The following is a 25,535-nucleotide window of genomic DNA, read 5'->3' as shown; positions in this document are numbered from 1 at the left end:
AAAACCTCACGCCCGCCGAGTATGCTTCATTGCCGTCACTTAGCCGTCAAGTGTTGCAAGGAAGATCGATACATTTCCGTAGCGATGACGAGCGAAGGCAAAAACTAGAGGTAGAGCAGCAGGAACGGCACCGACGGGAAGCGACCAGACGCCGAGAAGCAGAGGAGCAGGAACGACTGCGGCAACAGCGACGCCAGCGAGAGTTCGAGGATGCAGCAGCACGGCTGGCTGAGGTTCGGACATTGCGAGGTAAGCTTGACGCTCTTCGTGGTGCTAGCAACGGCCATATTCGTTCGCTGGAGTGCACAATCGAGAAACGGGTCCACGATGACTTTCTCGAATTCGATAAACATGTAAGCGAGAATTGGTCGTCGTTGCCGCGCATTACTCGGTTCTATCGACGCGAGAGGGCGAACTTCGTTAGTCGTTGGGCGGAGCGGAGCCATGGTCTGTCGCTGGACAATGAGCAGGGAGCGGCTGTCGGTGCAGTAACCGGCAATGTTCTGGTGACGGCGAGGGCTGGCTCCGGAAAGACACGGGTACTGACTGCGCGTGCGCTGTTTCTGCACAAGCACTGCGGAGTGCCGGTACATCGCATCATGTTGTTGGCATTCAATCGTCGCGCGGCATCAGAGATGGAGAGGCGCTTGCGGGCGTGGCTTGGCGATGACATTCCCCATGTGATGACGTTCCATGCCCTTGCGTACGCTCTGGTACATCCGTCGGAAAAGCTGTTGTTTGATGACAAGGATGAAGGCAAGCAGCATTTGAGCGAGGTGACTCAGCAGGTAATCGACGAACATGTGAGAGATCCAGGCTTTGCGGGTCGAATCCGGGACTTGATGCTTGAACACTTCAAGGCGGATTGGTCTCGAATTGAGACTGGCGGCTATCATCTGTCTGGCAACGAGTTTCTCGATCATCGGTACTCTCTTCAGCATGAGACGCTCAGGGGCGATCGGGTCAGCAATTTTGGTCAGAAAGTCATAGCGAATCTGCTGACCGAGCATGACGTGCCGTACTGGTTCAACGGAACGATTCGCTGGGGCGGCCGGCGGCTGCGAGCCGATTTCTCCGTTCCACGCGACCCACAACGGGATCTGTACATCAGGTTCGCCGATTCGGCGCACAGCGACGACGATGCTGCTTGGAAGAAGCTCGCCGATGCGGTCAAGGCCGGCAAGTTCAAGGGTGCGCTGCTGGAGTACGGTCCCAGCGAACTGCAAGCGCTGGGCAAAGCGGGATTCGCCCAGCGTTTGTGCGATGATTTGCGAAAGCACGGCCTGAAGCCCCGACGCCTCGATGCAGACGAGCTGTGGAAAGCAGTACGCGATCGCGCGGTCGACAGCTTCACTCAGGCCATGGTCAATTTCGTTGGGCGGTGCCGACAGCGTGCATGGTCCCTTGAGGAATTAGATCAGCATGCCATTCAGCGCAAGATGAACGAGGACGCATCAGACTACGAAATCAAGTTCTACCGTATCGGACGGCATGTGTATGCGGCTTACTTGGCACGGCTGGAACGTGACGAGTTGGAAGACTTCAACGGCCTCATGCTGAAGGCAGCGGAGAAGGTCAAGGGCGGGACGACCCGGTTCGAGCGCAAGGGAAATGCCGGCGACATCAGGGACATCGATCATCTGCATATCGATGAGTACCAAGACTTCTCGCGATCGTTCTACGAGCTCACGTCTGCCATGCGCCAGGCAAATCCCGACATGACGGTCTTCGCGGTCGGAGACGATTGGCAGGCGATCAACGGCTTCGCAGGATCTGATCTCGTCTACTTCCACAATTTCGACGAGCATTTCCCCCATGCTCAGCACTTGTCGATCACGCAGAATTATCGCTCGCAGAAGCAGATCGTCAACGCCTCGAACGCTCTGTTGGCCGACGATGACGAACTCGCCGAAGCTGTCAACAAAGATGATGGACTGGTGGGAATTTGCAACTTGGACAAGTTTGACCCAACGCCGTTGGAACGTGAAGCTCTGCGTGCGCGTAAACGCAGTAGCAGTTCGGGAGCTGACGAGCACGAGATCGCTGTGGCGAGAATTGCGCAATGGCTTGCCCAAAAAGGCGAAGTCGCGCTGCTGAACCGGACCCGGGACCCCGATGCGCTCCCCGGCCGGACACCGAAAGCAGCCCAGGTGGCGCTCCGAGAGTCCATGATCGAGGAGCTGCGTGATCACATCATTGTGGACACAGCCCACAGCTACAAAGGACTCGAATGCGATTCGGTGGTCATCTTGGATGCAGTCGCGAATCACTATCCCCTCATCCACCCACATTGGATATTCGGCCAGATTTTCGGCGACACGCTGGCATCCATCGAAGCTGCCGAATTGCGCCTCTTCTACGTGGCAGTCAGCCGAGCAAGACAGCGACTGATCATCTGCACACAGCACGCTAAGCGTAGCCCGTTCCTCGACATGGTCCAAAAGGCGTGCAGCTTCCCAACACTCGACGTCGACGCGCTGGAGCCCATAGCGCGCGAAACGTCAGACCGTTGTGAAGTACGAGTCTTCGGCTCGTTCCCCGTGAAGGACCAACTCAAGCGCGACGGCTTCAATTTCGTCGACCACGCTGACTGGAGCCGACGCTATTGGTGGCGCGTGATGCCAAGGGAAGAAGTCAACGAGGACTGGATCACCAAGGCCCCATGGAACAACGGCTCCGTGCGCATCGAAGTGTACGACGACAAGAACAACCTCGTCTGGCCATCCGAAGGCAACGACAACGCTGCCAGTCTAGCGCAAGCTGACCCCTTCTAACCCACCGGCAACTTGGCAGTTGCGGACGAGGTGCGTACGACATCCTCGACAGCGGATGCTTCAACAATCGGCGCCATACGAGTTGCGGGTGCCACACCGATCCTGTCTCGGCGAGATACGCCTCGGGCCCAGTGGTGACCACGATTGCATCGAGCAGTTGGTCACCGACTCTGCCAGTGAGCGAACGCGTATGGCGGATGTCGTCGTCGTTCACGAGGGCGGAGAGCTTGGCTGCGACGGCGGCGACGCCCAGGTGCTATTGCGCTAGGCCCTCTTGCCAGACGCGGCGGGCGAAGTGGTCTGCGGGGATGATGTCGATGCCGTCATGGGTGCGGCGTGGCCGGTCTTCGAGACAGACCAGCATTCGGGCACTCAACTCAGGATGCTCCTCGGCGAGTGTGCGCATCCCCCGAAGATGGCGTGTGGTGACAGTGGTGGTGGCCTTGGCTTCGATCGCGACGCGCATGTCGCCCACGATGAAATCCACCTCGATGCCGCTGGGAAGCCGCCAGTAGCTGAGCTCCTCGCCGGTCTCGTGGTACGCCGTCATCGCGCACAGCTCGTGGAACACCCAGTTCTCGAACGCCTTGCCGTACGCGTCGGAGCCCCGCTCGACGGTGCCGCGGCGGGCGAGCCGATTGACGACACCGACATCTTCGAAGTACAGCTTGGGCGCCCCGGCCAGACGGCGCTTTGCCCGTCGCCGCCAGCGCGGCAGCCAGCGGGCCAGCAGGGTGTCGGTGAGGATGCCGAAGTGGGCCTTGGCAGTCGGCCCCGAAACGCCGCATTCGCGGGCGATATTGGCGAAATTGACAGGGTCGCCGTCGCTGAGGGCGGCGGCGTCGAGGAAATCGGAGAACGCCGGCAGATTGCGCACGAGGCCCTCCGCGGCGATCTCCTGCCGCAGGTAGTCGGCGATGTAGGCATCCAGCAGGCGGTGGGGCCGTTCCGATTCGTACATGCGCGGCAGATACCCGTGGTTGAGCATCCGGTCGAGGCTGAACGCATCGCCGAGTTCGCCGGAGGTGAGGCCGCGGAGCTCATAGCGCAGCGCTCGCCCGCCGAGCAGGTTCGCCGCACCGTGACGCACTCTTCGTGCACTTGACCCGCATAGCGCGAAATGCAGCCCGTGACGTTCGATGAGCCAATGCACTTCGTCGAGCAGCGCGGGCACCTTCTGGACTTCGTCGATGACAATCTGGCGGGTCGGGTCCGGGCCGTGAGGGCCGGCCGCTTCCAGTTCCTGTCGCAGCCGCTCAGGTCGGGTTGCGTAGCGGCGGAAGTCGTCGGCCTTGAGCAGATCCACCCACACGCCATCGGGGTACTGCTGGCGCAGCAAGGTGCTCTTTCCCGCCTGCCGAGGTCCCCACAGAAAAAAAGTCTCGGTGCCTGACGGCGGCAGCGTCAACTTGCGCCCATACATTGCCTTTAGATTATCATGACAATCTAAAGCGTCAATTTCACCGATGTCTGACCGTACGTATGCGTGCGGCAGTGCATACGACGAGGCATCGCCCGAGCCTTGAATCTGCGCGACCGACTCGCATAGCGTCGCCGGTCGTGACCCCGCCTGCCGTTGCCGGTCTGCCGAGTGTGCGCCTGTCGCCGGATTACAGCGACTCATTGCGCCGCCTTACTCGCGACGAGCAGCATCAGGTCAACGCTGCGGTGATGCTCTACTTGGAGAACCCGGCACTGCCTGGGCTGAAGCTCAAGAAGCTGCGCGGCAAGAGCCCGGCCGATCAGTTGTGGTCGATGCGTGCATCCAAGGAGCTTCGCATCCTGCTGACGCGTCACGGATCGGTCGCTCACCTCGTGTATGTGGACCACCATGACGCGGCGTACAGCCGCGCCGAGACCATCGGAGCGCCGCCGCCCGCACCGGTAACGCCGGAATCGGCAGGCCGCGTGGTCTCCGCCGACGGCGACGGAAAGCCGGTGCCGACGAGCCGCCATGACAAGCCAAGGGCGGCGGATGTGTCGGAGAAGTCGGAGACCCCGTTTGAGGCAACTCAGCGGCCTCTGCTGTGGATGTGGCCCGTCGAAGACCTGCATGAGTATCTCGAGGTTCGTAGCAGCGAATCGGCTGGAGGGGCTCAGAGTGATCAGTTCGTCGCAATCTCGGAAGCGCAGGCAGCGGCGCTGGTCGGCGCGACGGAAGATGACGTCGAGGACGTGCTGCTGACCGGTTGGCCAGGCGATGCCAAGGCGTCGGTGCGCGCAAATCTGCTCGACTTGCTTGTCGATCTGTCCGAGATGTCCCCGCAAGACTGGCGCGAGGCAAGGCTGACCGACGACGAGACGGCCGCGGTTGAGCGGTTTGCCAGGGACATCACTGAGCAAGGGGCGGCGGCGGCGCTGTCGGCCGAGCTTGGCACCGAGGAACTGCGGCATCTTGCGGCCGCACCCATTGAAGATTGGATGCTTTTTCTGCACCCCGATCAACGCGAGATCGTCGAACACAGCTTCGCTGGCCCAGCTCGCGTCAGCGGCTCGGCCGGCACAGGGAAAACCACGGTGGCGCTGCATCGTGCAGCTTGGCTCGCCAAGCACCCGCCTGAGGCCGACATGTTCGGCACCGAGCCGCTGTCGATCCTGTTCACCACCTACGTGAAGACCTTGGTGCCCGTTCTCGAGGCGCTCTATGGGCGGCTGCCCGGCTCGGTGCCCGACGCTGTCACGTTCACCAATATTGACCTGCTTGCAGCCGAGTTGTGCGAAGAAGCTGGTGACCTGGGCAATTGGAACGGGGCGCAGAACGAGAACACCTTTGCGCTCGCCAAGAAGGAGATTGTCAAGCCGGGCACGCCGCTGCACGAACTGGGCTGCTCTGACGGCTACCTGCGCGAGGAAATCCAGCGAGTCATCATTGGCCGCGGTATCGACGACCTCGACGGCTACCTGAGCATCGACCGGATTGGTCGCGAGATGCCGTTCCGGCGTTCCGTGCGGGAACAAGTCTGGGAGCTCTGCTTGGCGTGGCGCGACCTTATGGACGCGAAAGGACTGGAGCACTTCGAAGACCGGATGCGACGCGCCCGCGACTACGTCCGCTCGCTGACAGAGCCGCGCTATCGCACGGTCATTGTGGACGAGGCGCAGGACCTGACTCAGACCGGCCTCGAACTGCTGTGCGCGCTCGTAGCTCGTCGGGTTCCGACGACTCAGGGACCGCCCCACCACGAGTTGGGACGGGATTCCGTGCTGATTGCTGGCGACGCGGCGCAGCGGGTCTACGCAGGCGGGTACACCCTGCGAGCTGCCGGGGTAGACGTGCGCGGTCGCAGCCACAATCTCGGGCGCAACTATCGCAACACACGCCAGATCATCGAGACAGCCATCGCGTGCGTCGGCAGCTTCGCTGTCGCCGACCTTGAGGCCGAACAAGGAAGCGGGTCGGTCGTACGCCGTAGTGACGCCGAACGCGACGCGGCGACCGATGGCGTGCGGCCCAGGCTGGTCATAGCCGCCAACAAACCAGGTGAGCGTCGCTGGGTCGCTGCTGAGATCGCACAGCTACGGGACGCCAACGAGGAACTCGCCCTGAACGACTTCGGCGTGTTCGCTGCCCAAAACGACGATGTCGACGCTGCCCTCAACATGCTGAAGAGTTCGGGCTTGGAGGCTCAGAATCTGAAGAACTCAACGCTTGGCGGCGGTGGAGTCAAAGTCGGCACGCTTGACCGGGCGAAGGGTCTCGAGTTCAAGGTGGTGTTTCTTCTCGGCATCTCGCACGGAGCGTGGCCGTTCACCGCGAACAAGGGCCTCCACCCAGGCGAACGGACCGATGCCGAGGCACTGGCAGCATCCAAACTCTTCGTCGGCATGACCCGCGCCCGCGACTTTCTCTACGTCGTGTGCAGCGAGAAGCCGCACTCGCTCATTGACCATGGCCGTGACCATTTCGAGACGATCCGCGTCCCGGCTGCCTGACGGTTCACACGTCAGTCGTTCGGTGGGCTCAATTGCTTGATGATCCGCCGGGCGAGTCGTTCATTGATCTCGTTGTGGCGCGGCACCGCCTGTTACGTGCTGGTCTCGGGGTTCCGATACCAGTCGTGCTTGGAACCGTGCCGAACCAAGACCGATCCTGTCGCACGGATCCGCCGGACCAGCTCGGCCCGCTTCACGCCAGCGTGAGGTCGGCGACGCGGCGCACTCCAGGCAATTCACCGCTCGTCAGATCCACGTGGAGATCGCGCAAGTGCTCCTTGAGGTCGTCCAACGTCTTGCCTTGCGTCCAATAGTCAGGGAATTCCTCGAGGTAGCCGAGCCACCACCCGTCCTCTTGCCAGTAGACGATCTTCGTGGTCCGCACGCCCGCATCTCCCAGCTGGCCGTTTGCGTTGAACATAGCGCCCGTGGAGCGCTAAACCCGGCGCGGAATCGGCGCCGGCCGCGGGGCTCAGGTGCGGTCTCGCCAGAGCCGCGCCAGCGAGGAGGCCGCTCGGTAGATCTGCCTGTCCGCGCGAGGACCATCGGGACTCGCCAGCAGATCGTTCGAGACGCGCATGGCCAGGTTCCCCATCCGGGGGGAGCGGATCGCCAGCTGCGTCAGCTTTCGCATCAACCCGGGCTGGCCGAGCGCACGCAAGGCCAGATCGGCGTGCTCGGTGGTCACACGGTTGTCGTCACGCGGGCTTCGCACCAAGCGAGTCCCTTGGCGGAGCTGCTTCGCGAGCACGGTGCGCACCCGGTGATCGCGCCGGCCATCGCGGTGGTACCCCCGCTGGACGGCGGCCAGCCGCTCGATGATGCACTGCTGCGGCTCGAACAGTTCAGCTGGGTTGCATTCACGTCACCCAACGCGGTCGCGGCGACGCTCGCTCGCGCCGACCGTCGCGGAGTGCACCGTCGCTTCGCGCGTATTCGTGTCGCAGCCGTCGGTCCTGCCACCGCCGCCCGCGTCGAGGCCGAATTGGACCGCCCTGCCAACCTCGTGCCCGACCGCAATGACGGTGCTGGCCTCGCTGCGGCCTTCCCCGATCCACGACCGGACGACGCGTGCTTTGTGCCGCACTCGGCCCAAGCCCGCCCCGAACTCGTCGACGGACTGCGAGCACGCGGCTGGACGGTGGACGCGGTCAGTGCGTACCGCACGGTCACGCCCACACTGTCGGACCATCTCATTGCCGATATGGCTGCCGCGGATGCGGTGATCTTCGCTTCGCCCTCGGCGGTGCACGGGCACCTGACCCAGATCGGCGACCGACCGGTCAGCGGCAAGGTGATCTGCATCGGCCGCACCACTGCGGCTGCGTGCGCCGAGGCGGACCTGCCCGTGGCAGCCGTTGCCAGCCGCCCCTCCGACGACGGTCTCATCGAAGCAGTGATTGCTGCTGGGAATGGCTGATAAGAGCGCTCTGCAACACTGGTGCCGTGACTCGCACGCCAGAAAATCATTCGAACCCCATAGACGCCGCGCGTGAGACTCCCCGCCGCGGACGACCGATGCCGTCGTTCCGCGTTGCAAGCAAGAGGAGGCTCACCATGGGCGCAACACATGTGTCTGTCATCGTCAAGAACCCGGCCGACCCCGATCGGACGTGGGAAGGCGAGTTCTTGGTGGACACGGGGGCCATCGATTCCCTCGTGCCGCGCCAGCACTTGGAGTTCATCGGCATCACGCCGAGAACCACGCGCACCTTCGAGCTCGCCGACGGCACCTCGAAGGAGTTCGATGTTGCCCACGCTGAGTTCGAGTTCATGGACCAGACCGTCTGGGGCTCGGTGATCTTCGTAGACGACGACACAGAGCCGCTGCTCGGCCTGACAGCGCTCGAATCCGCCGGCATCGAGGTGGACCCGCGGAACCAGCAACTGAAGCGATTGTCCGCTGTCCGCCTCAAAGCCCTAGCGCCTGCCTGAGCTTGCCGCCGCCACCGCCGCTTGCTGGCCTCAGACCCCGAATTGCTGCGACGCCACCTCGGTGCGTGGCAAGATTGCGCGGTGTGGATCGGCTCCACCCGTCAAACCGCAGATTTCGAGGGACCACCCCACGGGAGGATTCCGGCGTTGATGGACGACCTGGTGCGCTTCGTGCAGCGCAGCGACGTCCATCGTGTGGTGCACGCCGCCGTAGCTCATGCTCAATTCGAGACGATCCATCCCTACGCCGACGGCAGCGGCCGGGTCGGACGGCTGCTGATCCATCAACTCCTCGGTGCCGGGTCAGTCACCGTGCCGGGCGAGCCCGCGTCTGGGTCGCGCATGAAGTCATCGATGCCGTCGACGCCATCAACCGCATGGCCCCCCGACGCCACCTGAACACAAGCGAAGCCCCGATGCCCTAGCGGTGCATTGCTGGGCCAGCTTCCGGCGCTCCATGTCGATGCGCGATGTCAGGGACCCGAGAGGCTGCGTCGCCTGATTTCGCATGTGCCCGCGGTGCGGCTTGGTCGCGGCAGGCCGGCAGCGATTCATCCGGTAAGCGTGGCGTACGCTGCGAGGCCGTGACGGAGCCGCACCTAACGAATGCAGCGCTGTTCGAGGCAGCCCAGCGTGTGATTCCCGGCGGGGTCAACTCGCCGGTGCGTGCGTTTGGTGCCGTTGAGGGCACTCCGTACTTCGTGGCACGGGCCGAGGGGCCATACGTCTTCGATGTCGAGGGTCGGCAGTACATCGATTTCGTGCAGTCTTATGGGGCGATCATTCTTGGCCACGCCCACCCGGCTGTCACCGAAGCGGTGGCATCAGCAGCGGCCGACGGCACCTCCTACGGAGCGCCCACAGCGCGCGAGGTGGCGCTGGCTGAGCGCATTGCCAGCGCAGTCCCGGGAGTCGAGCAGGTCCGGCTGACCAGCAGCGGCACCGAGGCGACAATGACCGCCGTGCGGCTGGCGCGAGGTGTCACCGGCCGGCCGCGCATCGTGAAGTTTGCCGGCTGCTACCACGGCCACGCCGACGCCTTGCTCGCTGCTGGCGGCAGCGGAGTCGCCACGCTCGGGCTGTCGGGCTCGGCCGGGGTCCCGCCGAGCGCGGTGGCCGACACAGTCGTTGCGCCCTACAACGTCGTGCCGGAACTCGATGACCAGATTGCTGCGGTGGTCGTCGAGCCAGTGGCAGCGAACATGGGTCTGGTTCCGCCCGCGCCCGGCTTCCTGGAGGGCCTACGCCAAGCCTGCGACGCAGCGGGAGCGCTGCTGATCTTCGACGAGGTCATCACCGGTTTCCGTCTCGGCCCGGGCGGCGCGGCCGAGCGCTACGGGGTGACGGCCGACATCTCGTGCTTCGGCAAAGTGATCGGCGGCGGACTGCCGATCGGAGCGCTCGGAGCACGCACCGAGATCATGGAGACGCTTGCGCCGACCGGTCCCGTGTACCAAGCCGGGACACTGTCAGGGAATCCGCTCGCCACAGCGGCGGGATTGGCGGCTCTCGAGCAGCTCACACCTGCGGCCTACGCGGAACTGGAAGAGCGGGCTGGCCGGTTCACCGACGGCCTGCGCGAGGTCCTCGCGGCCGCCGGCTTCGATGCCGTCGTCTGCCAGGTCGGCACACTGGTCGGCCTGTACTGCGGCGCGGGCCCCGAACCAGGTTGGGTGCCGACGAACTACGACGATGCCCGCGTCACCGACGAGCAAGCCTACGCCCGACTGCACGCCGAGCTGCTGGCCCGTGGCGTGGCGTTCGCGCCTGGTGCCTACGAAGCGATGTTCGTCAGCCTCGCCCACACCACCGAGGTCATCGACGATGCTCTCGCGGCGATCGCCGAGTTCGCCCCCCGTGGAACGACGGCAGCGTGATCATTGAAGTGTACGACGAGACCGACAGGCGCATCTGGTCGTCAACAGATGGTGGTGATGCGTCAGCATTGGCGTCCGCCGACCCGTTCTGATTTACCAGTCCCCGTGTCGCCCGACAATGGCGCCCGCTTCGAGGTCGTTACCTTCTCAGTCGTGACGGGCGAGCCTGTGACGCTCGTGGCGGGGAGCAGGGTGGCTGTCCGTCGCTGTTGCGCCGCGGCCTTGCGTATCATTGCACACCGATGTTATGATGCGGTGATGCGCACCACCGTCGATTTGCCCGACGACCTGCACGCTCTCGCCCGCGAGCTGGCCCATCAGCAGCACAAGACCCTCAGCGGGGTCATCGTGGAGATGCTCCGTAAGGCCACCGGTACCGGAAGCGCCACCCGTGACTCATCCCACGAAACTGGGTGGCCCACGGTAAACCTCGACCGACCGATCACCATCGAGGACGTCAGGTCGCTCGAGGACGAATGGTGAAGGTGGCGCTGGCGGACAGCAATCTGCTGATCGCACTGACGGTGCCGAGTCATGTGCATCACGGCAGGGCGCACTCGTGGCTCGCGCAGCATCAAGGTGCGGTTGCCACATGCCCGATTACCCAGGGAGCGCTGTTGCGACTGTTGATCCGCGAAGGCAGATCTGCAGAAGCTGCTCTCACGGCACTCGAAGCCATCTCACGGCAACCGAATCATGTCTTCTGGCCCGACAACCTCGGCTACGGGGATGCGTCACTGCGTGGGGTCATCGGCCACCGGCAAGTCACCGACGCCTACCTTGCGGCGCTGGCCGAGCACCACGGTGGCGTTGTCGCGACCCTTGATCGCGGCCTCGCGCTGCTCCGCCCCGACGCGACGCTGCTGATCGGGGCCTGAGCGCACGAACCGAAGTCCTTGCCGCATCGAGCACGGCTGGCAACAACGGGTGGGCCTAGCCTCATCGCTCGTGTCGAGCACGACGGTGCATGTCGCCCGCGATCTGCGCCTCGGAGCAACGAGCGAGCTGGTCCACGCCGGTCATCACGACGCGGTCTATGAGCGGGCTGAGCGCATCAGGAACCTGCCGACTTCGCCGCCACCGACCGAGGCGATGCCTGCAAGCGAGCCGGTTGAAGATGGCCTTCCGTCAACAGAACGCCACGCCAAGACGGACCCGTATGTCCAAGAGCCTCAAGAACACCTGCCGACGAAGGACGAGGTCATTGGCCGGGAAACCACAACATCGCCTTGCGACTCTCGCTGCTCGAACTCTTGTTTGAACTGCACGATGTTCATCCTGACCCATGGCGCCGCGATCAGCTAACCGCGGCAGAGCAAGCGGCTGTCGAGCAGTTCGCTCGAGACATCACCGAGCGTGGTGCCGCGGCCGCGCTTTCGATCACGCTGAACGCCGACGAAGTCAAGCGCCTCGCCGAAGCTCCGATCGAGGACTGGATGATCTTCCTGCACCCCTCGCAGCGCGACATCGTCGAACGCGACTTCACTGGCCCTGCCCGGGTAAGCGGCTCAGCGGGTACCGGCAAGACCACCGTGGCACTGCATCGAGCGGCTTGACCAGCTCGCGGACCGCCTATGCCAAGAGATCGACGAGCATTGCGGTGGCCCGCAGGCGAGCGTCAACATCTCACAGTCGAAGAGCGCGTTCGCGCGGGCGAAGCGCGACGTGGTTCGCCCCATCGCATGGCGCGAAATGATGGAGGACAGGGGTCTCGAACACTTCGACGACCGCATCCGCCGAGCACGTGACTACGTGCGGTCGCTTCCGCAGCCGTGGTACCGCGCCGTGCTTGTCGACGAATCGCAGGACCTGACCCAGATTGGCCTAGAGCTGCTGAGCGCGTTGGTGGCCGAACGCGTCCCTTACGAGACCGGCGAAGGGCACGGCTTCGTGCTTGGCCACAACTCGCTGCTGATTGTCGGCGATGCCGCCCAGCGTGTCTATTCCGGAGGCTTCGCACTGAGTGATGCGGGCATTGAAGTTCGAGGCCGCAGCGAAGTGCTGGTCGTCAACTACCGAAACACGCGTCAGATCATCGAGGCAGCCATGGCCTGTACCGGCGCGCACCGCCTGATACGCGCCGATATTGGGGCGCGATACCAGTCGTGTCTTGAGCCATGCCGAACCAAGATCGAACCTGTCGCGCGGATTCGCTTGATCAGCTCAGCCCGCTTCACGCCAGCGTGAGGTCGGCGACGCGGCGCACTCCGGACAATTCACCGCTCGTCAGATCCGCGTGGAGATCGCGCAGACGCTCCTCGAGGTCCTTCAACGTCTCGCCTTGCGTCCAATAGCCAGGGAATTCCTCGAGGTAGCCGAGCCACCATTCGTCCTCTTGTCGGTAGACGATCTTCGTGGTCCGCACGCCCGCATCTCCCAGCTGGCCGTTTGTGTTGAACATGGCGCTCGTGGAGAGTTAATCCCGACGCGGAATCGGCGGTAACCGCGACCTCCCCGACAGCGCGTCCTTGCGTCCGGTCATCTCGCCGGTCACAACCGGAAGTCCCGCCGCTGGCCCGCCATTCTGAGGCCCAAGACTGCGAGCGCACATCGGGACCGATGGTGGACAGTTCAGGGGCGGAGGTGGGTGATGGGGACGACGGCTATGCCGTCGTCGGTCTCGAAGGCTCGGCCTACCGCTGTGACGACGATGAGGCGCGAAGGTTCGCCGGCGCGTCGGGGGTCGACCCTGGCGCGCAAAGAGCGCAGCGATGTGATCGCTGCTTCGATGGCGGCGGTACCGCCGAGTTTGATCTCGACGGCGGCCCAGTCGCCGGCACCTTGCGTGATGATCGCATCAGCTTCCAGGCCCTTGCTGTCGCGGTAATACATGACATCGGCATCGAAGGCCCCGGCGTAGACACGAAGATCTCGGATGACCAGAGACTCGAACAGCAAGCCGAGCGCTTCGAGATCAGCGACCAAGCCGTCCGGGGAGGCCCGCAGTGCGGCGGTCGCGAGGCACTGGTCGACGAAGTAACGCTTCGGTTTGGAACGAAGCGTTGCCGTGCTGCGCAGGTGCGTTGACCATGCTGGCAATGGCTCGATGACGAATGCGTCGGTCAGCCTGTCGAGGTATCGGCTAACCGTGTCGCGATCTGACGGCCCGCCAAAGCTCGCGGTGTCGTTGGCCAGAGTCGTCAGCGACGCTGATGTCGCTTCGTTGCGGGCGAGCGACGTGAACAACGCAAACATCTTGTGTGGGTCGTGAGCCGCGGTGTCGCCCGTCACCAGGTCGATCTGAGAAAGGTCGTGCAGGTAATCGCGCAGGCGCGCCCGCGCATCGAGTGGATCCATCGTGACGAGACGCGGAAAGCCGCCGCGGCAGATCAATTCCCCGATGCGGGTGAGATCCGCTTCGCAAGGATCGGCTGCGCAGATGTCGCCAGCGAGCAGGCCCGCCAGCGAAACGACGCCGGTCGAGTCACCGGACTCCCACAGCGACATCGGGCGTATTCGCAGCCGCGCGACGCGACCCGCTCCGCTGTGATCGGTGACCGCAACGACGGGTTTCACTGAGCCGGTCAAGATGAACTGGCCGCTCGCACCTCGGTCGTCACACGCGTGACGCATCGCGTTCCACAGACCGTCGACCAGATGCCACTCGTCAAGCAGCCGTGGCGTGTCGCCGACGAGAAACGAAGCCGGGTTGACGGTCAACGCCAGGCGCGTCGCTTCGAGTTGGTCGAATCGCACCATGCTGTTGGCGAACATCCGGCCGGTCCATGTCTTCCCGCACGCACGCGGGCCTTCCACGACCACAGCCGGTGCGGTCCGCAGCAGCGCTCGCATCTGCTGGTCGACGACTCGGGGAACATAGTCTGCGGGCGCAAGCGGAGTCGTTTCCATGCCGCAGAATATACCTTATGAGTACCGCAAAATATCCCATTTTTGTGCCGCAAAATAGACCAGGGTGATGACGATGGGATAGGGGATGGTGAGGACAGTCTGGGGTGGTCAGGTGCGGTCTCGCCAGAGCCGCGCTACCGAGGAGGCCGCCCGGTAGATGCCGCGGGGGCCGATGGGACCAGCCTTGCTCGCCAGCAGGTCGGTCGAGACGCGCATGGCCAGGTTCCCCATCCGGGGGGAGCGAATCGCTAGCTGCGTCAACTGCCGCATCAGTCCGGGCTGGCCGAGCGCGCGCGTCGCCAGCCGGCCGAGGTGGTGGTACCGCTGCCAGCGGGCAGCCAGTGCGGCCTCGTAGTGCCGCAGCTCGAGGCCGTCGTCGTCGTCGAGTGCTCGGCCGATCACCTCAGCAGCCAGCCGACCCGTTGTCAGCGCCGGGCCGATGCCATCGCCGCTCCAAGGGTTGACGCTGCCGGCCGCATCGCCGGCCACCACCCAGTTCGGCCCCGAGCGCGGCCGCACCGATCCTCCCATTGGCAGCCTGCCACCCGCCGGCGCGCAATGCGGTCCTGCGGGGTCAATCTCCCAACGATCAGGAATTTGGGTGGTCCACTGCTCGAAGAGGCGTTCGAGCGAGATGGCCTCGTTGCCGTAGTGATGGCTGAGCAGGCCCACGCCCACATTCGCGGTGCCATCGCCGACCGGGAACACCCAGCCATAGCCCGGCAATTGACCGCCTGCATGATCGGTGAGTGCGAAGACCGACTCGATCCACGGCTCGGCATGACGGGGCGTGGGGTAGTACGCGCGCATCGCCAAACCCTGCGCGTACGTCCGGGTTCGCACGGTGCCGAGCGCCCGGCCGAAGTTCGAGCGCGGCCCGTCAGCGATCACCACATAGCGGGCATGCGCGACCACCGGCCCTTCGGGCCCACTGCCCGCGCCGGTGGCGATGGCAGTGCATCCCCGCAGGTGACCATCGGTGATGAGCGGCGCCGTGACCTCGGTGCCCGTCAGCACGCGTGCCCCCGCAGCTTGCGCTCGGGCGGACATCAGCGCATCCAGCCTCGGTCGCCGCACGACGACGCCGTAGTCAGGCCACTGTTCGCCCTCCGGCCAAGGCACCTCGAGGCTCTGGCCGTGGGCGGTGATGCGCAGCCCACGGTGCCGGTGCCAGCGTGCGGCGCCGGGATCGCAGCCGATGTCGAGGAGCTCGCCCACCGCGACCGGAGTGAGCGCATCGCCACACACGCGCTCGCGTGGATGGCTCGCGCGCTCGATGAGCACGACGTCACGCCCCGCGCGTGCCGACCAGTAGGCGGCAGCACAGCCAGCAGGTCCGCCGCCGACGACGAGCACGTCGCACGCCAGTGTCTGGGTCACGGTGTCTGGGTCACGATGTCTGGGTCACGGCCGCGGTGCCCGGCGGAACGGGGCCCGGCAGGTGCGCCGCAGCGCTGGGAACCGGGCCTTAGTGGCCGCCGCCACCCTCACCGGAATCGGAGCCGCCGCCACGGTGTTCCCACTCGGCGTCACGCTCAGCCGCGATCTCGTCGCTGATCTCTTCACCGCCGATGATCTCGCGGACATAGCGCGCGACCGAGTACAGCTGGTGCTCGCTGAGCACCTCGCCAAATGCAGGCATGTTGGCCGCGTTGTCGGTGCCGCCGGCTATGTGAGCGCCGCCTGGGCGGTTCGGGTCGCCATAGGCCTGCCCCAAGCCGATCCCCTCAGAGCCGACCGAAATCCACTCGATGAACGCATTGTCCAGGCTGGGGAACGTCAGCAGCACCTCGCCGTTCCACAGCGGTCGGCCCACGGCACCGCCTTCGGAACCGGAGCCATCGCCGCCATGACAGCTCGCGCAGCGCACTGAGTATGTGCTCGCGCCTTCGGTAATCGCCGTGATCGGCTCGGGCGGCGGCTCGGTCAGCTTCACGTACACGAACGCCCACAGCGGCAGGCAGAACAGCACGGGCAGCACCCAGATCGGAATCCGGTGACGGGTCTGGGCCGCGACCACCCATGGGGCGTCAGGCGGCGGTGCGGGTTCGATTTCGAGCTTCGCGGCCTCGCGTGCCGCAGCGATCATCTCAGCCTGGCCCGGCGCTGCCGCCGGAGCTCCAGCGGCCGCCGGCGCCGTCGCAGCAGCGGCGCCAGCGTCCCCGCTGCCGTCGTCCTCGAGCACCCCCAAGGCAATGCGACGCTGTCGCGAGCGCTCCAGCAGGTACTCGGGAACATCGGTCACGGGATCCTCCGCGGGGTTTCCCCCAGGGGTTCTGGCATTGCCGGCGGGGCCAAGTTCGCAGGGCACGATACGCGCCCGAGCGCACCGAGGCGCAAGTCTGCCACGCAGTCACTCCAATGGCGCAGTAGAAGTCAACTCGGATTGCGGTGACGGATTGCGGTGACACGGTGGCGACCGCAGGCTGTCGTGCTAGAACATCACGCGCCATAGCCGGGGTGCCGGTAATCTTTGACCCGGTCTCGTTGCGGCTGACGTACTCGGTACAGCATCGAATGCGCCAGCTTGCAGCGGTCCTGACACGCCGACGACCGAACGCGGGAGGAACGAAAGAGTGGTTGCACTCATCACCTCGATCCTCGTCACCGCTCTGATGGTTGCGGGCTTCATGTGGTACGGCAAGCGCCGTCCCGCTGACCGTCCCACCACCTGGGGCGAGGCCATGTTGGGGGCGGCCTACGTGTTCATGATGATGCTGCTGGTCTTCGGGATCGTGCCCGACCGCTGGATCCGCCTCACCGACAACGAATGGGGCTGGTCGGTCGAACGTTTCCTGGTCACTGAGGGACAGTTCATGACGTCTCCCATCACGTTCCCGCCGATGCGCATCGACCTCAAGAAGGTCAGCGACACCGTGGTCGTGATCGAGCACCTTGCGGCCCTCGTCGGCATTCCGCTGCTGTCGAAGTGGTGGCAGCGGCGTGACAAGGCCCAGCTCATCGCCGAGGCGACCTCGGATTACGGTCGTCCCCTCATCAAGGGCAACTGAGAGAGCGAACCGATGGCTGCGAACGACGCGAACCCGCCGATGCCCAAGTTCCGGGACGATTACGTCCTGCATCAGGTCGATGCCGCGTACCTCGATGCGGCGGTCAAGCCGAAGCAGTTCATCAATATCGACCAGTCCGAGTGCATCCAGTGCGAGGGCTGCGTAGATATCTGCCCATGGAAGTGCATCTGGTACGTGTCCACCGAGGCGGTCGACGAGGCCGTCGGCGTGGACCTGCCGGGGCTGGATCCCACCGACAACGCCATCTTCATCATCGACGACGACGTGTGCACCCGCTGTGCGCTGTGTGTCGACCGCTGCCCGACCGGCGTGATCACGCTCGGCAGGGTCAGCAACACCCCTCCGCCGTCGGGCGATGTCCACGGCCGGACCCACACCCACGGCTACGCCTACGGAATGCGTCTGTAGCGCGAGCCCCGATGCTTGAACTGCTGCGACAGCGAAGGACCCGGTCGACCTAGATCGAACACATATGGCGAACACTCTCGAGTCCCCCAAATCCAAGCCGAACCTGCCGCAGCGTCTGCAGAACGCGCAATCGCAGGCGGCCGATTGGATGCAGGACAGCCAGTTCTGGACGTCGGTCTTCCGCCCCGGTTCGATCTTCCGCAAGGGCTACACCGACAGCCCCCGGAACCGCTCGTACGTAGTCATGAACAGCGTCCTGTACCACCTTCACCCGGTGAAGGTAAAACGGCACGCGGTGAAGGTCAGTTACACGCTATGTCTGGGCGGTCTCAGCTTCTTCCTGTTCATCCTGCTGACGATCACGGGCATCTTCCTGATGTTCTTCTACCGACCTACAGATACAGCGGCTTGGGCGGACATCGAGAGCCTCCACACGCAGGTTGCGTTCGGCCTGCTCGTACGAAACATGCACCGATGGGCTGCGCACCTCATGGTGCTGACGGTCTTCTTGCACATGGCGCGGGTCTTCTACCACGGCGCCTACAAGGCACCCCGGGAGTTCAACTGGGTCGTCGGCGTGATGCTGCTGCAACTGACGTTGCTTCTCAGCTTCACGGGCTACTTGCTCCCGTGGGACCAGCTCTCACTGTGGGCGGTGACGGTGGGCACGAACATGATGGGGTTCACACCCGTCTTCGGTGACCAAGTGCGCTTTGTGCTGCTGGGGGGCCAGCAGATCGGAGCGGAGACGCTGCTGCGGTGGTACGTGCTGCACGTCTTGATGCTTCCTTTTGTGATCGTCATCTTCATGGCGATCCATTTCTGGAGAGTGAGAAAGGACGGAGGTATATCGGGACCCCTGTAGGAACCCTGAACGTCCCGCAACGAACGCCATGACCGAGATCCCCGAACACCTCCTGAGGCGCAGCGCCGAAGCCAAGGCACGCGCCACCGGCGCGCCCGCGCCTGGCGACGCCGCGTCCTCGGCTGCCGCGCAGCCCGATGACGACGACGGTGTCACGATCCCGCGCTCACTGCTGGAAGCCAGCCAGCAGCCCGGCGGCGCGCCCGCTGTTGCGGGCATGGCCGCGGGCGGCCCAGCAGCTGCCGGCGGGGGCGTGGCCACCACGCTGCCGCCCCTCATGGCGGGGCCGGCGGGCAACACCCACCGCCTGCTGACGGTGGTCAAGTCGGGCTCGATCCAGGATGTCAAGGCCAGCCCGGGCGACAAGGTCCATGTCTGGCCGCACTTGCTGGCAGCAGAATTCACCGCCGCGCTATTCATCACGGCCTTCACGCTGGTCTTCTCGCTGTTCATCAACGCGCCGCTGCTGGAACTCGCCAACCACAACGAGACGCCCAATCCCTCTAAGGCGCCCTGGTACTTCCTGGGCCTGCAGGAACTGCTCACGATGTTCGATCCGATGATCGCCGGCGTGACGATTCCCGGCGTCGCTCTCGTGCTGCTGGCCTTCGCTCCTTACATCGACAAGAACCCGTCCATGCGGCCGGAGGACCGCAAGTTCGCCATGTCTATCCAGACGATCCATCTCATGTTCTGGGCGGTGCTGGTGATCATCGGCTCGTTCTTCAGGGGGCAGGGCTTTAACTTCACCTACCCGTGGGACACCGGTCTGCACGGCATCTTCCACCTGTAGGAGCACGTCGGCATGTCCACCGGAACGATTCTCGCGATTGCCATCCCGGTCATCGTCGTGCTGGGTGCGGTGGTCGCGTTCGTCTCGCTGCGTCGCCGGGATGCCACCGGCCTGGGGTACCTGTCGCGCGAGACACGTCGGCGCGACGAGCTGGCGGCCACCGCGGCGGGCGAGGCCGCGGCGGGCGATGACGCCGGCGCGTTCGGGGCCAGCTCACAAGCCCGGGAGCTGGAACGCTCAGTTGCACTGGAGCGCCGCCCGGCACCCGTGGCGGTCGCCGAGCCTGAGCTGCCGCAGGACTGGGCACCTCCGCCTCCCAGCGAGGTGGGCGTCACGCGCCGGCAGTTCCTGAACCGGTCCTCGGTCATTCTGATGGCGACCGGTCTGGGCACCTTCAACGCCGCCATGATCGCCTTCCTGTGGCCTCGTCCGACGGGCGGCTTCGGCTCGAAGGTCAAGATCGGCACGATCGCATCGGTGGACGAGGCCATCGCCTCGTCGACCCCGGCGGCCAACTTCTCGTACTTCTCCGAGGCGCAGAGTTACATTCAGCCGTACCCGACCGACTCGGCCACGCAGGCCGCAGCCGAGCCCGTGTATTCAGGCGCCGTGCTCGATGCCATAAAGCTGGGGTACGTCGCACTGTGGCAGAAGTGCCCGCATCTCGGCTGCAAGGTGCCGGTGTGCGGCAGCTCGCAGTGGTTCGAGTGCCCCTGTCACGGCTCGAAGTACAACCGCGTCGGCGAGAAGAAGTCTGGCCCAGCGCCTCGTGGCATGGATCGGTTCCCGGTGACCATCGAGGGAGGCAACGTGTTCGTTGACACCGGGAGCGTGTCGCAAGGACCTGCAATCGGCACCGACACCACGGGGCAAGGCCTCGAGGGGCCGCATTGTGCATGATGTGAGCGGGCCCGGAGCCCTTCAGTTGCTGGCCGCAAGCACGGAGCGTTCGATCGCGATCGTGCTCATGGCGATTGTCGTTGTCGGCTGGGCGATCTATGTCTTCGTCAACATTCGCCAAGCCCAGGCGGAGGTGGGCAGCGAGATCGAGCTGGCGCCCAATCGCGGCCGCATGCCCGACGACGAGGAACTTGAGGGCCGCCGGCTGGAGAAGGTGCAGGCCTTCGGTGTGCTGATGCTGCTGATCATGGCGCTGGTCCTGCCGATCTACTGGATGCTCGAAGGCGGTCGCCGTTCGGGTGCCGTGACCTCGTTCTCCGAAGCGGCCGTGAGCCGCGGTGAAGTCGTCGCAGCTGCGGCGGCATGCACCGATTGCCATGGCGCTGATCTCGGCGGCGCACGTTTCGCACCAGTGGTGCTCGACATCGGCCACCAGTTCTCCGACAAGGACTCCTTCAACATCAACACGACATGGGAGGCCCCTTCCCTCGACGACGTGTTCACGCGTTTCGACACCGATGCCGAGACGTTGGACGAAGTCAGCGAGGTGCGGCAGATCATCGTCTATGGCCGAGGCGTAATGCCGGCTTGGGGCCTCGAAGGCGGCGGTCCGTACAACGACCAGCAGATTGACGATCTCGTCGCCTGGTTGTGGGACGCGAGGATCGGTAAAGAAGACGAAGCAGATGACGAAGACGATGACGAAATCAATGAAGCGGCGAACGCTCGGGTCACGGCACGGTTTGAGGCCGCGAGAGCGTCGGAAGAGTATGAAGGAGCATCCGACGGCAAGATCCTGTTCGACCTGCACTGCGCCCGCTGCCACACGCCGCGCTGGCCAGGCCGCGGACCCGCTCAACTTCCCAACAACGGCGGCACGGTCATGGTCGAGCCTGGACCTGCCGGGGCCGGACGCTACGGTCCGGCGCTCAACGGCGTGAGCCTCGAGCGGCTGTTCCCCGACATCGAAGAACATGTCTCGTTCATCTCCGACGGCGCTGCCGACAACGTGCCGTATGGAGAATTCGCGCGATTGGGCAACTACGGAATGCCCGGTTTCAAGAAGGTGTTGGACGAAGAGGACATCCGGAAGATCGTTGAGTACGAACGCAGCCTCGACCCCGAGAGCCAGACTGCGGTCGGCTTCGACCTGCTGCATGAAGCGGGAGACGACGAATGACCGCCTCACACCTTCTCGGGATCGTCCGCTGGGATCCGGTTCTCACCGGCTACCTGGCCGTCATCCTCGCCGTGGCCGTGCTGTGCGGTTCGGTGTACCTGCTGCTGGCCACCAACCTGGGAGTCCGGCTCGGCTTCTTGGTCGCATGGACCGGGCTGTGGGGCTGGATGCTGCTGATGTCCATCGTGTGGTGGGTGTTCGGCATCGGATGGATCGGCGGCCAGCCCGGCTGGAACGTGCTGCAGGTGACCTCCAATCCCGCAACGGTGCTCGTCGACGAAGTGCAGCAGCTTGAGGGCATTCGTGTCGATCAGCCACCCCCCGGCTGGATTGAGATCGTCGTGAAGGACAAATCGGAAGAAGACGAGGAGGACGAAGACGTCGTCGTCGTAATCGTCGATCCCGAGATTGTCCAAGCCCAAGCCTTCGCCGCTGACGCCCGCTCAGCTGCCGATGGCAGTGTCGTTTGCAACGATGCCGACCCGCGCCGCCTGCTGGCGGTGAATTCGTGTTTGTTCTCAGCGGCGGATGAATTCAAGACGTACCGGGTGCTGATCCGAGGCGGCGAGCGATATCGGCCCCTCGGCATCCCCGACAACGTCATCACGCAGTACTTCCTGCCGAGTAGAGGTCAGCCGCACTACGCAGTCGTGCAGATCCAGCCTTACCGGCCGAGAGTCGAGCTTGATCCGAACCTGTTCGACGACGAAGGAAAGATCGTCGTCCCAGATCCCCAGATCGACCAGAGCGAGCCCGTGTACTCGGTTGTACTGGTGCGCGATCACGGCAACGTGCGACTGCGTCCGGCTTTGCTGTCGATCTTCGCCGCGCTGCTATTCGGCTTGGGCTGCTATCACCTGCATCGACGGGACCAGGCGATCTGGGCGGTGCGCGAAGCTGCGGGCCAGTGACCGGCTGGCCTTTCTTGGGCCAGACTGGGACCGGCATCGAATCGACGACACGCTGAGGAGGTCAGGGGCATGAACAGCGGCTTGGCGGAATACCTGCCGGTGTTGGTGCTCGGCGTGCTCGCTGTCTTGTTCGTGCTGCTCAGCATCGTTGCGTCGCGCTTGCTGGCACCGCAGCGCAGCACCAAAGCCAAGCTCGCGTCGTACGAGTGCGGCATCGTCGACCAGGCCGCCATCCCGGAGCGATTTCCCGTCCGCTTCTACCTCGTGGCGATGCTGTTCATCATGTTCGACATCGAGATCGTCTTTCTGTACCCGTGGGCGGTCGCGAACGCCAGTCTCGGTCTCTTCGGCTTCGTAGCGATGCTGATCTTCGTCGTGATCTTCTTCCTGTCGTTCGTCTACGAGCTGGCGATGGGCGGGCTGGAATGGGGCCCGCGCAAACGCCGCGTCCTTCCTCTGCCTGCCGCGACCCGCAGCGGGGTGACCGCTGTGCGCACCGTCGGGCTGACGGGACGTGAGCACGTGCCGGCTGGCGCCGCATGGAGCGGCGCCCCGCAGCATGGCAGCGGGACGGGAGCGGGCTGATGGCGGGCATCGACGACCTCAAGGCGAAACTTGGCATCGACGACGGCCTGGCAGGACTCGGGCACAACGTCTTCACCGCACCGGTGGAAGAACTGGTGAAGTGGGCGCGTCGCCGCAGCCTCATGCCCGCCACCTTTGGGCTGGCGTGCTGCGCGATCGAGATGATGGCGACCGGTACGGCTCACTACGACCTGGCTCGCTTCGGCATGGAAACGTTCCGAGCGTCGCCCCGCCAAGCCGACCTCATGATCGTGGCTGGACGCGTCAGCCAGAAGATGGCACCGGTGCTGCGGCAGATCTACGACCAGATGATGGAGCCCAAGTGGGTGCTGTCGATGGGAGTGTGCGCATCCAGCGGCGGGATGTTCAACAACTATGCCATCGTGCAGGGCGTCGACCAAGTCGTGCCGGTCGACATATACGCGCCCGGCTGCCCGCCGGGTCCTGAAACGCTGCTGCACGCCATCCTTGCCCTTCACGAGAAGATTCGCACCGGCGAGCTGACCCAGCGACGCGCCGAGCGCGGTGGCGGAGCTGCAGTGGCCCTGGCGGCACATGGAGTGCCGCAATCGGCGCAGGCGCATGGGGTTGGACAGTCGAGCGCCGTGGTATCGCGCTGATGGCAGACGAAGGCGTAGAAGCCGACGACACAGCGCTGCCCACAGAAGCGGCTGAGCAGCCGACGATGTTCGGCGTGCTGTGCACTGACGAGCGCGGCCAGCAGGTGCTGTACCCAAGCCGCGACGAGTACCTCGACGTGGTGGGAATGGCCGCCGCCGATGGTTTCGAACTGTGCATCGACGTGTGCGCCGTCGACGGGCTCACGAATAGAAGTCGAGCCTTGCCGTCCGGCATCGAGCCGGAACGCTTCGAAGTGGTGGTGAACCTGCTGGATCTTCGCGGTCGGCGCCGATTGCGCGTCCGCACCCAAGTGCCTGCGGACGATCCGCAGGTGCCCTCGGTGGTCGGTCTGTATCCCGGTGCCGAGGCACCCGAACGAGAAGCCGCCGACCTGTTCGGCATCGGCTTCAGCGACCACCCTGATCCGAGCCGCATCCTCATGCCGCCGGACTGGGATGGCCACCCTCTGCGCAAGGACTACGCCATCGGCGCGATCCCAGTGCAGTTCAAGGCGGTGGAAGGTCGATGAGCGCCACGACGGCCACCGCCACCCGACGGCCGGCAGATGCTGTGCTGCGCATCTCCGAGGAGACCGCGTTGGCAGCTGCCGATGTTTCATCGGCGCAGGCAAGCACAGCCGATGTCGATGACGAGACCATCGCTGCTCAGAGCGGCGATGAGCCGATGCTCATCAACATGGGACCGCAGCATCCGTCCACCCACGGTGTGCTGCGCATCGCGATGGAGCTGCAGGGCGAGACCGTGCTGCGATCCAAGCCGATCATCGGCTACCTGCACACAGGGATGGAGAAGACCGCCGAGGATCTCACCTACCTGCAGGGGCCGACGAACGTCACCCGCATGGATTACGCCTCGCCGTTGTTCTCCGAATTGGTGTTCTGCCTCGCGGTCGAGGATCTGCTGGGAACAGAGATCCCGGATCGAGCCACTTGGATTCGCATGCTCATGTGCGAGCTGAACCGCATGAGCTCGCACCTGCTGTTCCTGGCGACGAATGGCATGGACCTCGGCGCAGTCGGGATGATGCTCTATGGCTGGCGCGAGCGCGAGGAGATCCTTCGATTCTTCGAGAGCGTCACCGGCTTGCGGATGAACCACAACTACATCCGCCCTGGCGGTGTGGCGGCCGACCTGTCCGACGGCTGGCAGGACGACGTGGAGCACATCTTGGCGGTGCTGCCCGGACGGCTCTTGGAGTTCGACACGTTGATGACCGGCCAGCCGATCTGGCGAGACCGCACTCAAGGCGTCGGCGTCATCACTGCCGACGAGGCCATCGCCATGTCGGCCACGGGGCCGCTGCTGCGCAGTACCGGCGAGGCGTGGGATCTGCGCCGCACCATGCCGTACTTGGCCTACGACGAGGTGGAGTTCGACGTCGTCGTAGGTGCCTACGGCGACACGTTCGACCGCTTTTCGATCCGCCTGAACGAGATCCGCGAGTCGATGCGCATCGTCGAGCAGTGCCTCGACAAGATGCCGAAGGGTCCCTACCGCACCGAGGACCGCAAGATCACGCCGCCGCCTCGGGCTCGCATCGACGAGTCCATGGAAGCGCTGATCCACCACTTCAAGCTCTTTACCGAGGGCTTCAAGGTGCCGCCCGGAGAGACCTATGTGGCGGTCGAGTCGCCGCGCGGCGAGCTGGGCTGCTACCTGGTGTCCGACGGCGGGCCCAAGCCGCAGCGGGTGCACATCCGGGCCCCTTCGTTCGTCAACCTGCAGAGCCTCCCGCACCTCATGTACGGCGGCCTGCTCGCCGACGCCATTGCCGTCATCTCCTCAATCGACCCGATCATGGGGGAGGTCGACCGGTGAGGGTTCGCGACCGCCGCGTTGTGCAGGGTTCGG

The 25,535-nt window shown here is 64.6% G+C and carries 28 protein-coding genes and 1 pseudogene; 21 read left to right on the top strand and 8 right to left on the bottom strand.

Annotation, left to right across the window (positions count from 1 at the left end; all coding sequences use genetic code 11):
* Positions 1-104: 104 nt before the first annotated feature.
* Complete coding sequence (locus tag ACOCMM_RS00455; protein ID WP_419551256.1) at positions 105-353, bottom strand: hypothetical protein; 249 nt, start codon at positions 351-353, stop codon at positions 105-107.
* A 21-nt stretch (positions 354-374) separates the two neighbouring features.
* Between ACOCMM_RS00455 and ACOCMM_RS00450 the strand changes: the two genes are divergently transcribed.
* On the top strand, positions 375-2,774 hold the full coding sequence (locus ACOCMM_RS00450; protein WP_419551255.1) for a UvrD-helicase domain-containing protein: 2,400 nt from the start codon (positions 375-377) through the stop codon (positions 2,772-2,774).
* A 256-nt stretch (positions 2,775-3,030) separates the two neighbouring features.
* Here the strand turns inward: ACOCMM_RS00450 and ACOCMM_RS00445 are convergent, their stop codons facing one another.
* Positions 3,031-4,197: an ATP-binding protein gene (locus tag ACOCMM_RS00445; protein WP_419551254.1), complete on the bottom strand. Its 1,167-nt coding sequence runs from the start codon at positions 4,195-4,197 to the stop codon at positions 3,031-3,033.
* A gap of 137 nt (positions 4,198-4,334) precedes the next feature.
* Between ACOCMM_RS00445 and ACOCMM_RS00440 the strand changes: the two genes are divergently transcribed.
* The gene (locus ACOCMM_RS00440) at positions 4,335-6,707 is read left to right on the top strand and encodes a 3'-5' exonuclease (RefSeq protein ID WP_419551253.1); all 2,373 of its coding nucleotides are present in this window, start codon (positions 4,335-4,337) and stop codon (positions 6,705-6,707) included.
* 193 nt (positions 6,708-6,900) lie between these two features.
* On the opposite strand, the gene ACOCMM_RS00435 is transcribed toward ACOCMM_RS00440, so the two are convergent.
* The gene (locus ACOCMM_RS00435; RefSeq protein ID WP_419551252.1) at positions 6,901-7,092 is read right to left on the bottom strand and encodes a type II toxin-antitoxin system HicB family antitoxin; all 192 of its coding nucleotides are present in this window, start codon (positions 7,090-7,092) and stop codon (positions 6,901-6,903) included.
* Positions 7,093-7,179: 87 nt separating this feature from the next.
* A complete protein-coding gene (locus ACOCMM_RS00430; protein WP_419551251.1) occupies positions 7,180-7,422 on the bottom strand; it encodes a hypothetical protein in 243 nt (80 codons plus the stop codon).
* Between the two features lie 12 nt (positions 7,423-7,434).
* On the opposite strand from ACOCMM_RS00430, the gene ACOCMM_RS00425 reads away from it, so the two are divergent.
* The 8 genes from ACOCMM_RS00425 (at position 7,435) to ACOCMM_RS00390 (ending at position 12,706) form a co-directional block, all read left to right on the top strand.
* On the top strand, positions 7,435-8,127 hold the full coding sequence (locus ACOCMM_RS00425) for a uroporphyrinogen-III synthase (protein WP_419551250.1): 693 nt from the start codon (positions 7,435-7,437) through the stop codon (positions 8,125-8,127).
* A 137-nt stretch (positions 8,128-8,264) separates the two neighbouring features.
* Positions 8,265-8,642 carry a clan AA aspartic protease gene (locus ACOCMM_RS00420; protein ID WP_419551249.1) on the top strand — a complete coding sequence of 126 codons (378 nt, stop codon included), beginning with the start codon at positions 8,265-8,267 and terminating at the stop codon, positions 8,640-8,642.
* A 21-nt stretch (positions 8,643-8,663) separates the two neighbouring features.
* A complete protein-coding gene (locus ACOCMM_RS00415; RefSeq protein ID WP_419551248.1) occupies positions 8,664-9,041 on the top strand; it encodes a Fic family protein in 378 nt (125 codons plus the stop codon).
* Positions 9,042-9,226: 185 nt separating this feature from the next.
* Positions 9,227-10,519 (top strand): glutamate-1-semialdehyde 2,1-aminomutase, encoded by a 1,293-nt coding sequence (gene hemL, locus ACOCMM_RS00410; protein ID WP_419551247.1) that lies wholly within the window; start codon positions 9,227-9,229, stop codon positions 10,517-10,519.
* 258 nt (positions 10,520-10,777) lie between these two features.
* The gene (locus tag ACOCMM_RS00405) at positions 10,778-11,002 is read left to right on the top strand and encodes an antitoxin (protein WP_419551246.1); all 225 of its coding nucleotides are present in this window, start codon (positions 10,778-10,780) and stop codon (positions 11,000-11,002) included.
* Entirely contained in the window at positions 10,996-11,397 is a 402-nt protein-coding gene (locus tag ACOCMM_RS00400; protein WP_419551245.1) for a TA system VapC family ribonuclease toxin, read from the top strand. The genes ACOCMM_RS00405 and ACOCMM_RS00400 overlap by 7 nt, the downstream gene beginning before the upstream one ends.
* 351 nt (positions 11,398-11,748) lie before the next feature.
* Positions 11,749-12,075, top strand: coding sequence for a hypothetical protein (locus ACOCMM_RS00395; RefSeq protein ID WP_419554919.1), 327 nt, complete (start codon positions 11,749-11,751; stop codon positions 12,073-12,075).
* A 109-nt stretch (positions 12,076-12,184) separates the two neighbouring features.
* A complete protein-coding gene (locus tag ACOCMM_RS00390; protein ID WP_419551244.1) occupies positions 12,185-12,706 on the top strand; it encodes a UvrD-helicase domain-containing protein in 522 nt (173 codons plus the stop codon).
* On the opposite strand, the gene ACOCMM_RS00385 is transcribed toward ACOCMM_RS00390, so the two are convergent.
* From ACOCMM_RS00385 to ACOCMM_RS00370, 4 genes are all read right to left on the bottom strand, one after another.
* Entirely contained in the window at positions 12,693-12,920 is a 228-nt protein-coding gene (locus ACOCMM_RS00385; RefSeq protein WP_419551243.1) for a type II toxin-antitoxin system HicB family antitoxin, read from the bottom strand. The genes ACOCMM_RS00390 and ACOCMM_RS00385 overlap by 14 nt on opposite strands.
* Positions 12,921-13,090: 170 nt before the next feature.
* Complete coding sequence (locus tag ACOCMM_RS00380) at positions 13,091-14,368, bottom strand: ATP-binding protein (protein WP_419551242.1); 1,278 nt, start codon at positions 14,366-14,368, stop codon at positions 13,091-13,093.
* Between the two features lie 108 nt (positions 14,369-14,476).
* A complete protein-coding gene (locus ACOCMM_RS00375) occupies positions 14,477-15,748 on the bottom strand; it encodes a geranylgeranyl reductase family protein (protein ID WP_419551241.1) in 1,272 nt (423 codons plus the stop codon).
* An 88-nt stretch (positions 15,749-15,836) separates the two neighbouring features.
* Positions 15,837-16,613, bottom strand: a complete 777-nt coding sequence (locus ACOCMM_RS00370; protein WP_419551240.1) for a c-type cytochrome — start codon at positions 16,611-16,613, stop codon at positions 15,837-15,839.
* A gap of 331 nt (positions 16,614-16,944) precedes the next feature.
* On the opposite strand from ACOCMM_RS00370, the gene ACOCMM_RS00365 reads away from it, so the two are divergent.
* The 11 genes and pseudogenes from ACOCMM_RS00365 (at position 16,945) to ACOCMM_RS00315 (ending at position 25,502) form a co-directional block, all read left to right on the top strand.
* Complete coding sequence (locus tag ACOCMM_RS00365; RefSeq protein WP_419551239.1) at positions 16,945-17,379, top strand: hypothetical protein; 435 nt, start codon at positions 16,945-16,947, stop codon at positions 17,377-17,379.
* 12 nt (positions 17,380-17,391) lie between these two features.
* Complete coding sequence (locus ACOCMM_RS00360) at positions 17,392-17,808, top strand: 4Fe-4S dicluster domain-containing protein (protein WP_419551238.1); 417 nt, start codon at positions 17,392-17,394, stop codon at positions 17,806-17,808.
* 148 nt (positions 17,809-17,956) lie between these two features.
* Positions 17,957-18,673 (top strand): selenite/tellurite reduction operon b-type cytochrome ExtP, encoded by a 717-nt coding sequence (gene extP, locus ACOCMM_RS00355; RefSeq protein WP_419554789.1) that lies wholly within the window; start codon positions 17,957-17,959, stop codon positions 18,671-18,673.
* 28 nt (positions 18,674-18,701) lie between these two features.
* On the top strand, positions 18,702-19,466 hold the full coding sequence (locus tag ACOCMM_RS00350; RefSeq protein ID WP_419551237.1) for a menaquinol-cytochrome c reductase cytochrome b subunit: 765 nt from the start codon (positions 18,702-18,704) through the stop codon (positions 19,464-19,466).
* A 12-nt stretch (positions 19,467-19,478) separates the two neighbouring features.
* On the top strand, positions 19,479-20,366 hold the full coding sequence (locus ACOCMM_RS00345; RefSeq protein ID WP_419551236.1) for a ubiquinol-cytochrome c reductase iron-sulfur subunit: 888 nt from the start codon (positions 19,479-19,481) through the stop codon (positions 20,364-20,366).
* 1 nt (position 20,367) lies between these two features.
* Positions 20,368-21,546: a c-type cytochrome gene (locus tag ACOCMM_RS00340; protein WP_419551235.1), complete on the top strand. Its 1,179-nt coding sequence runs from the start codon at positions 20,368-20,370 to the stop codon at positions 21,544-21,546.
* A complete protein-coding gene (locus ACOCMM_RS00335; RefSeq protein ID WP_419551234.1) occupies positions 21,543-22,457 on the top strand; it encodes a hypothetical protein in 915 nt (304 codons plus the stop codon). Before ACOCMM_RS00340 ends, ACOCMM_RS00335 begins: the two co-directional genes overlap by 4 nt.
* Positions 22,458-22,526: 69 nt before the next feature.
* Positions 22,527-23,042, top strand: a complete 516-nt coding sequence (locus ACOCMM_RS00330; RefSeq protein ID WP_419551233.1) for an NADH-quinone oxidoreductase subunit A — start codon at positions 22,527-22,529, stop codon at positions 23,040-23,042.
* A pseudogene (locus tag ACOCMM_RS00325) lies at positions 23,042-23,540 on the top strand (NADH-quinone oxidoreductase subunit B); the annotation flags it as partial. The gene ACOCMM_RS00330 and the pseudogene ACOCMM_RS00325, both read left to right, overlap by 1 nt.
* Positions 23,541-23,661: 121 nt before the next feature.
* Positions 23,662-24,192 (top strand): NADH-quinone oxidoreductase subunit C, encoded by a 531-nt coding sequence (locus ACOCMM_RS00320; protein ID WP_419551232.1) that lies wholly within the window; start codon positions 23,662-23,664, stop codon positions 24,190-24,192.
* The gene (locus tag ACOCMM_RS00315; protein ID WP_419551231.1) at positions 24,189-25,502 is read left to right on the top strand and encodes an NADH-quinone oxidoreductase subunit D; all 1,314 of its coding nucleotides are present in this window, start codon (positions 24,189-24,191) and stop codon (positions 25,500-25,502) included. Before ACOCMM_RS00320 ends, ACOCMM_RS00315 begins: the two co-directional genes overlap by 4 nt.
* Positions 25,503-25,535 lie beyond the last annotated feature (33 nt).

The organism is Candidatus Poriferisodalis sp. (genome assembly GCF_965198245.1).
Classification (GTDB): domain Bacteria; phylum Actinomycetota; class Acidimicrobiia; order Acidimicrobiales; family Poriferisodalaceae; genus Poriferisodalis.
This window is presented reverse-complemented; position numbering and strand designations above follow the sequence as displayed.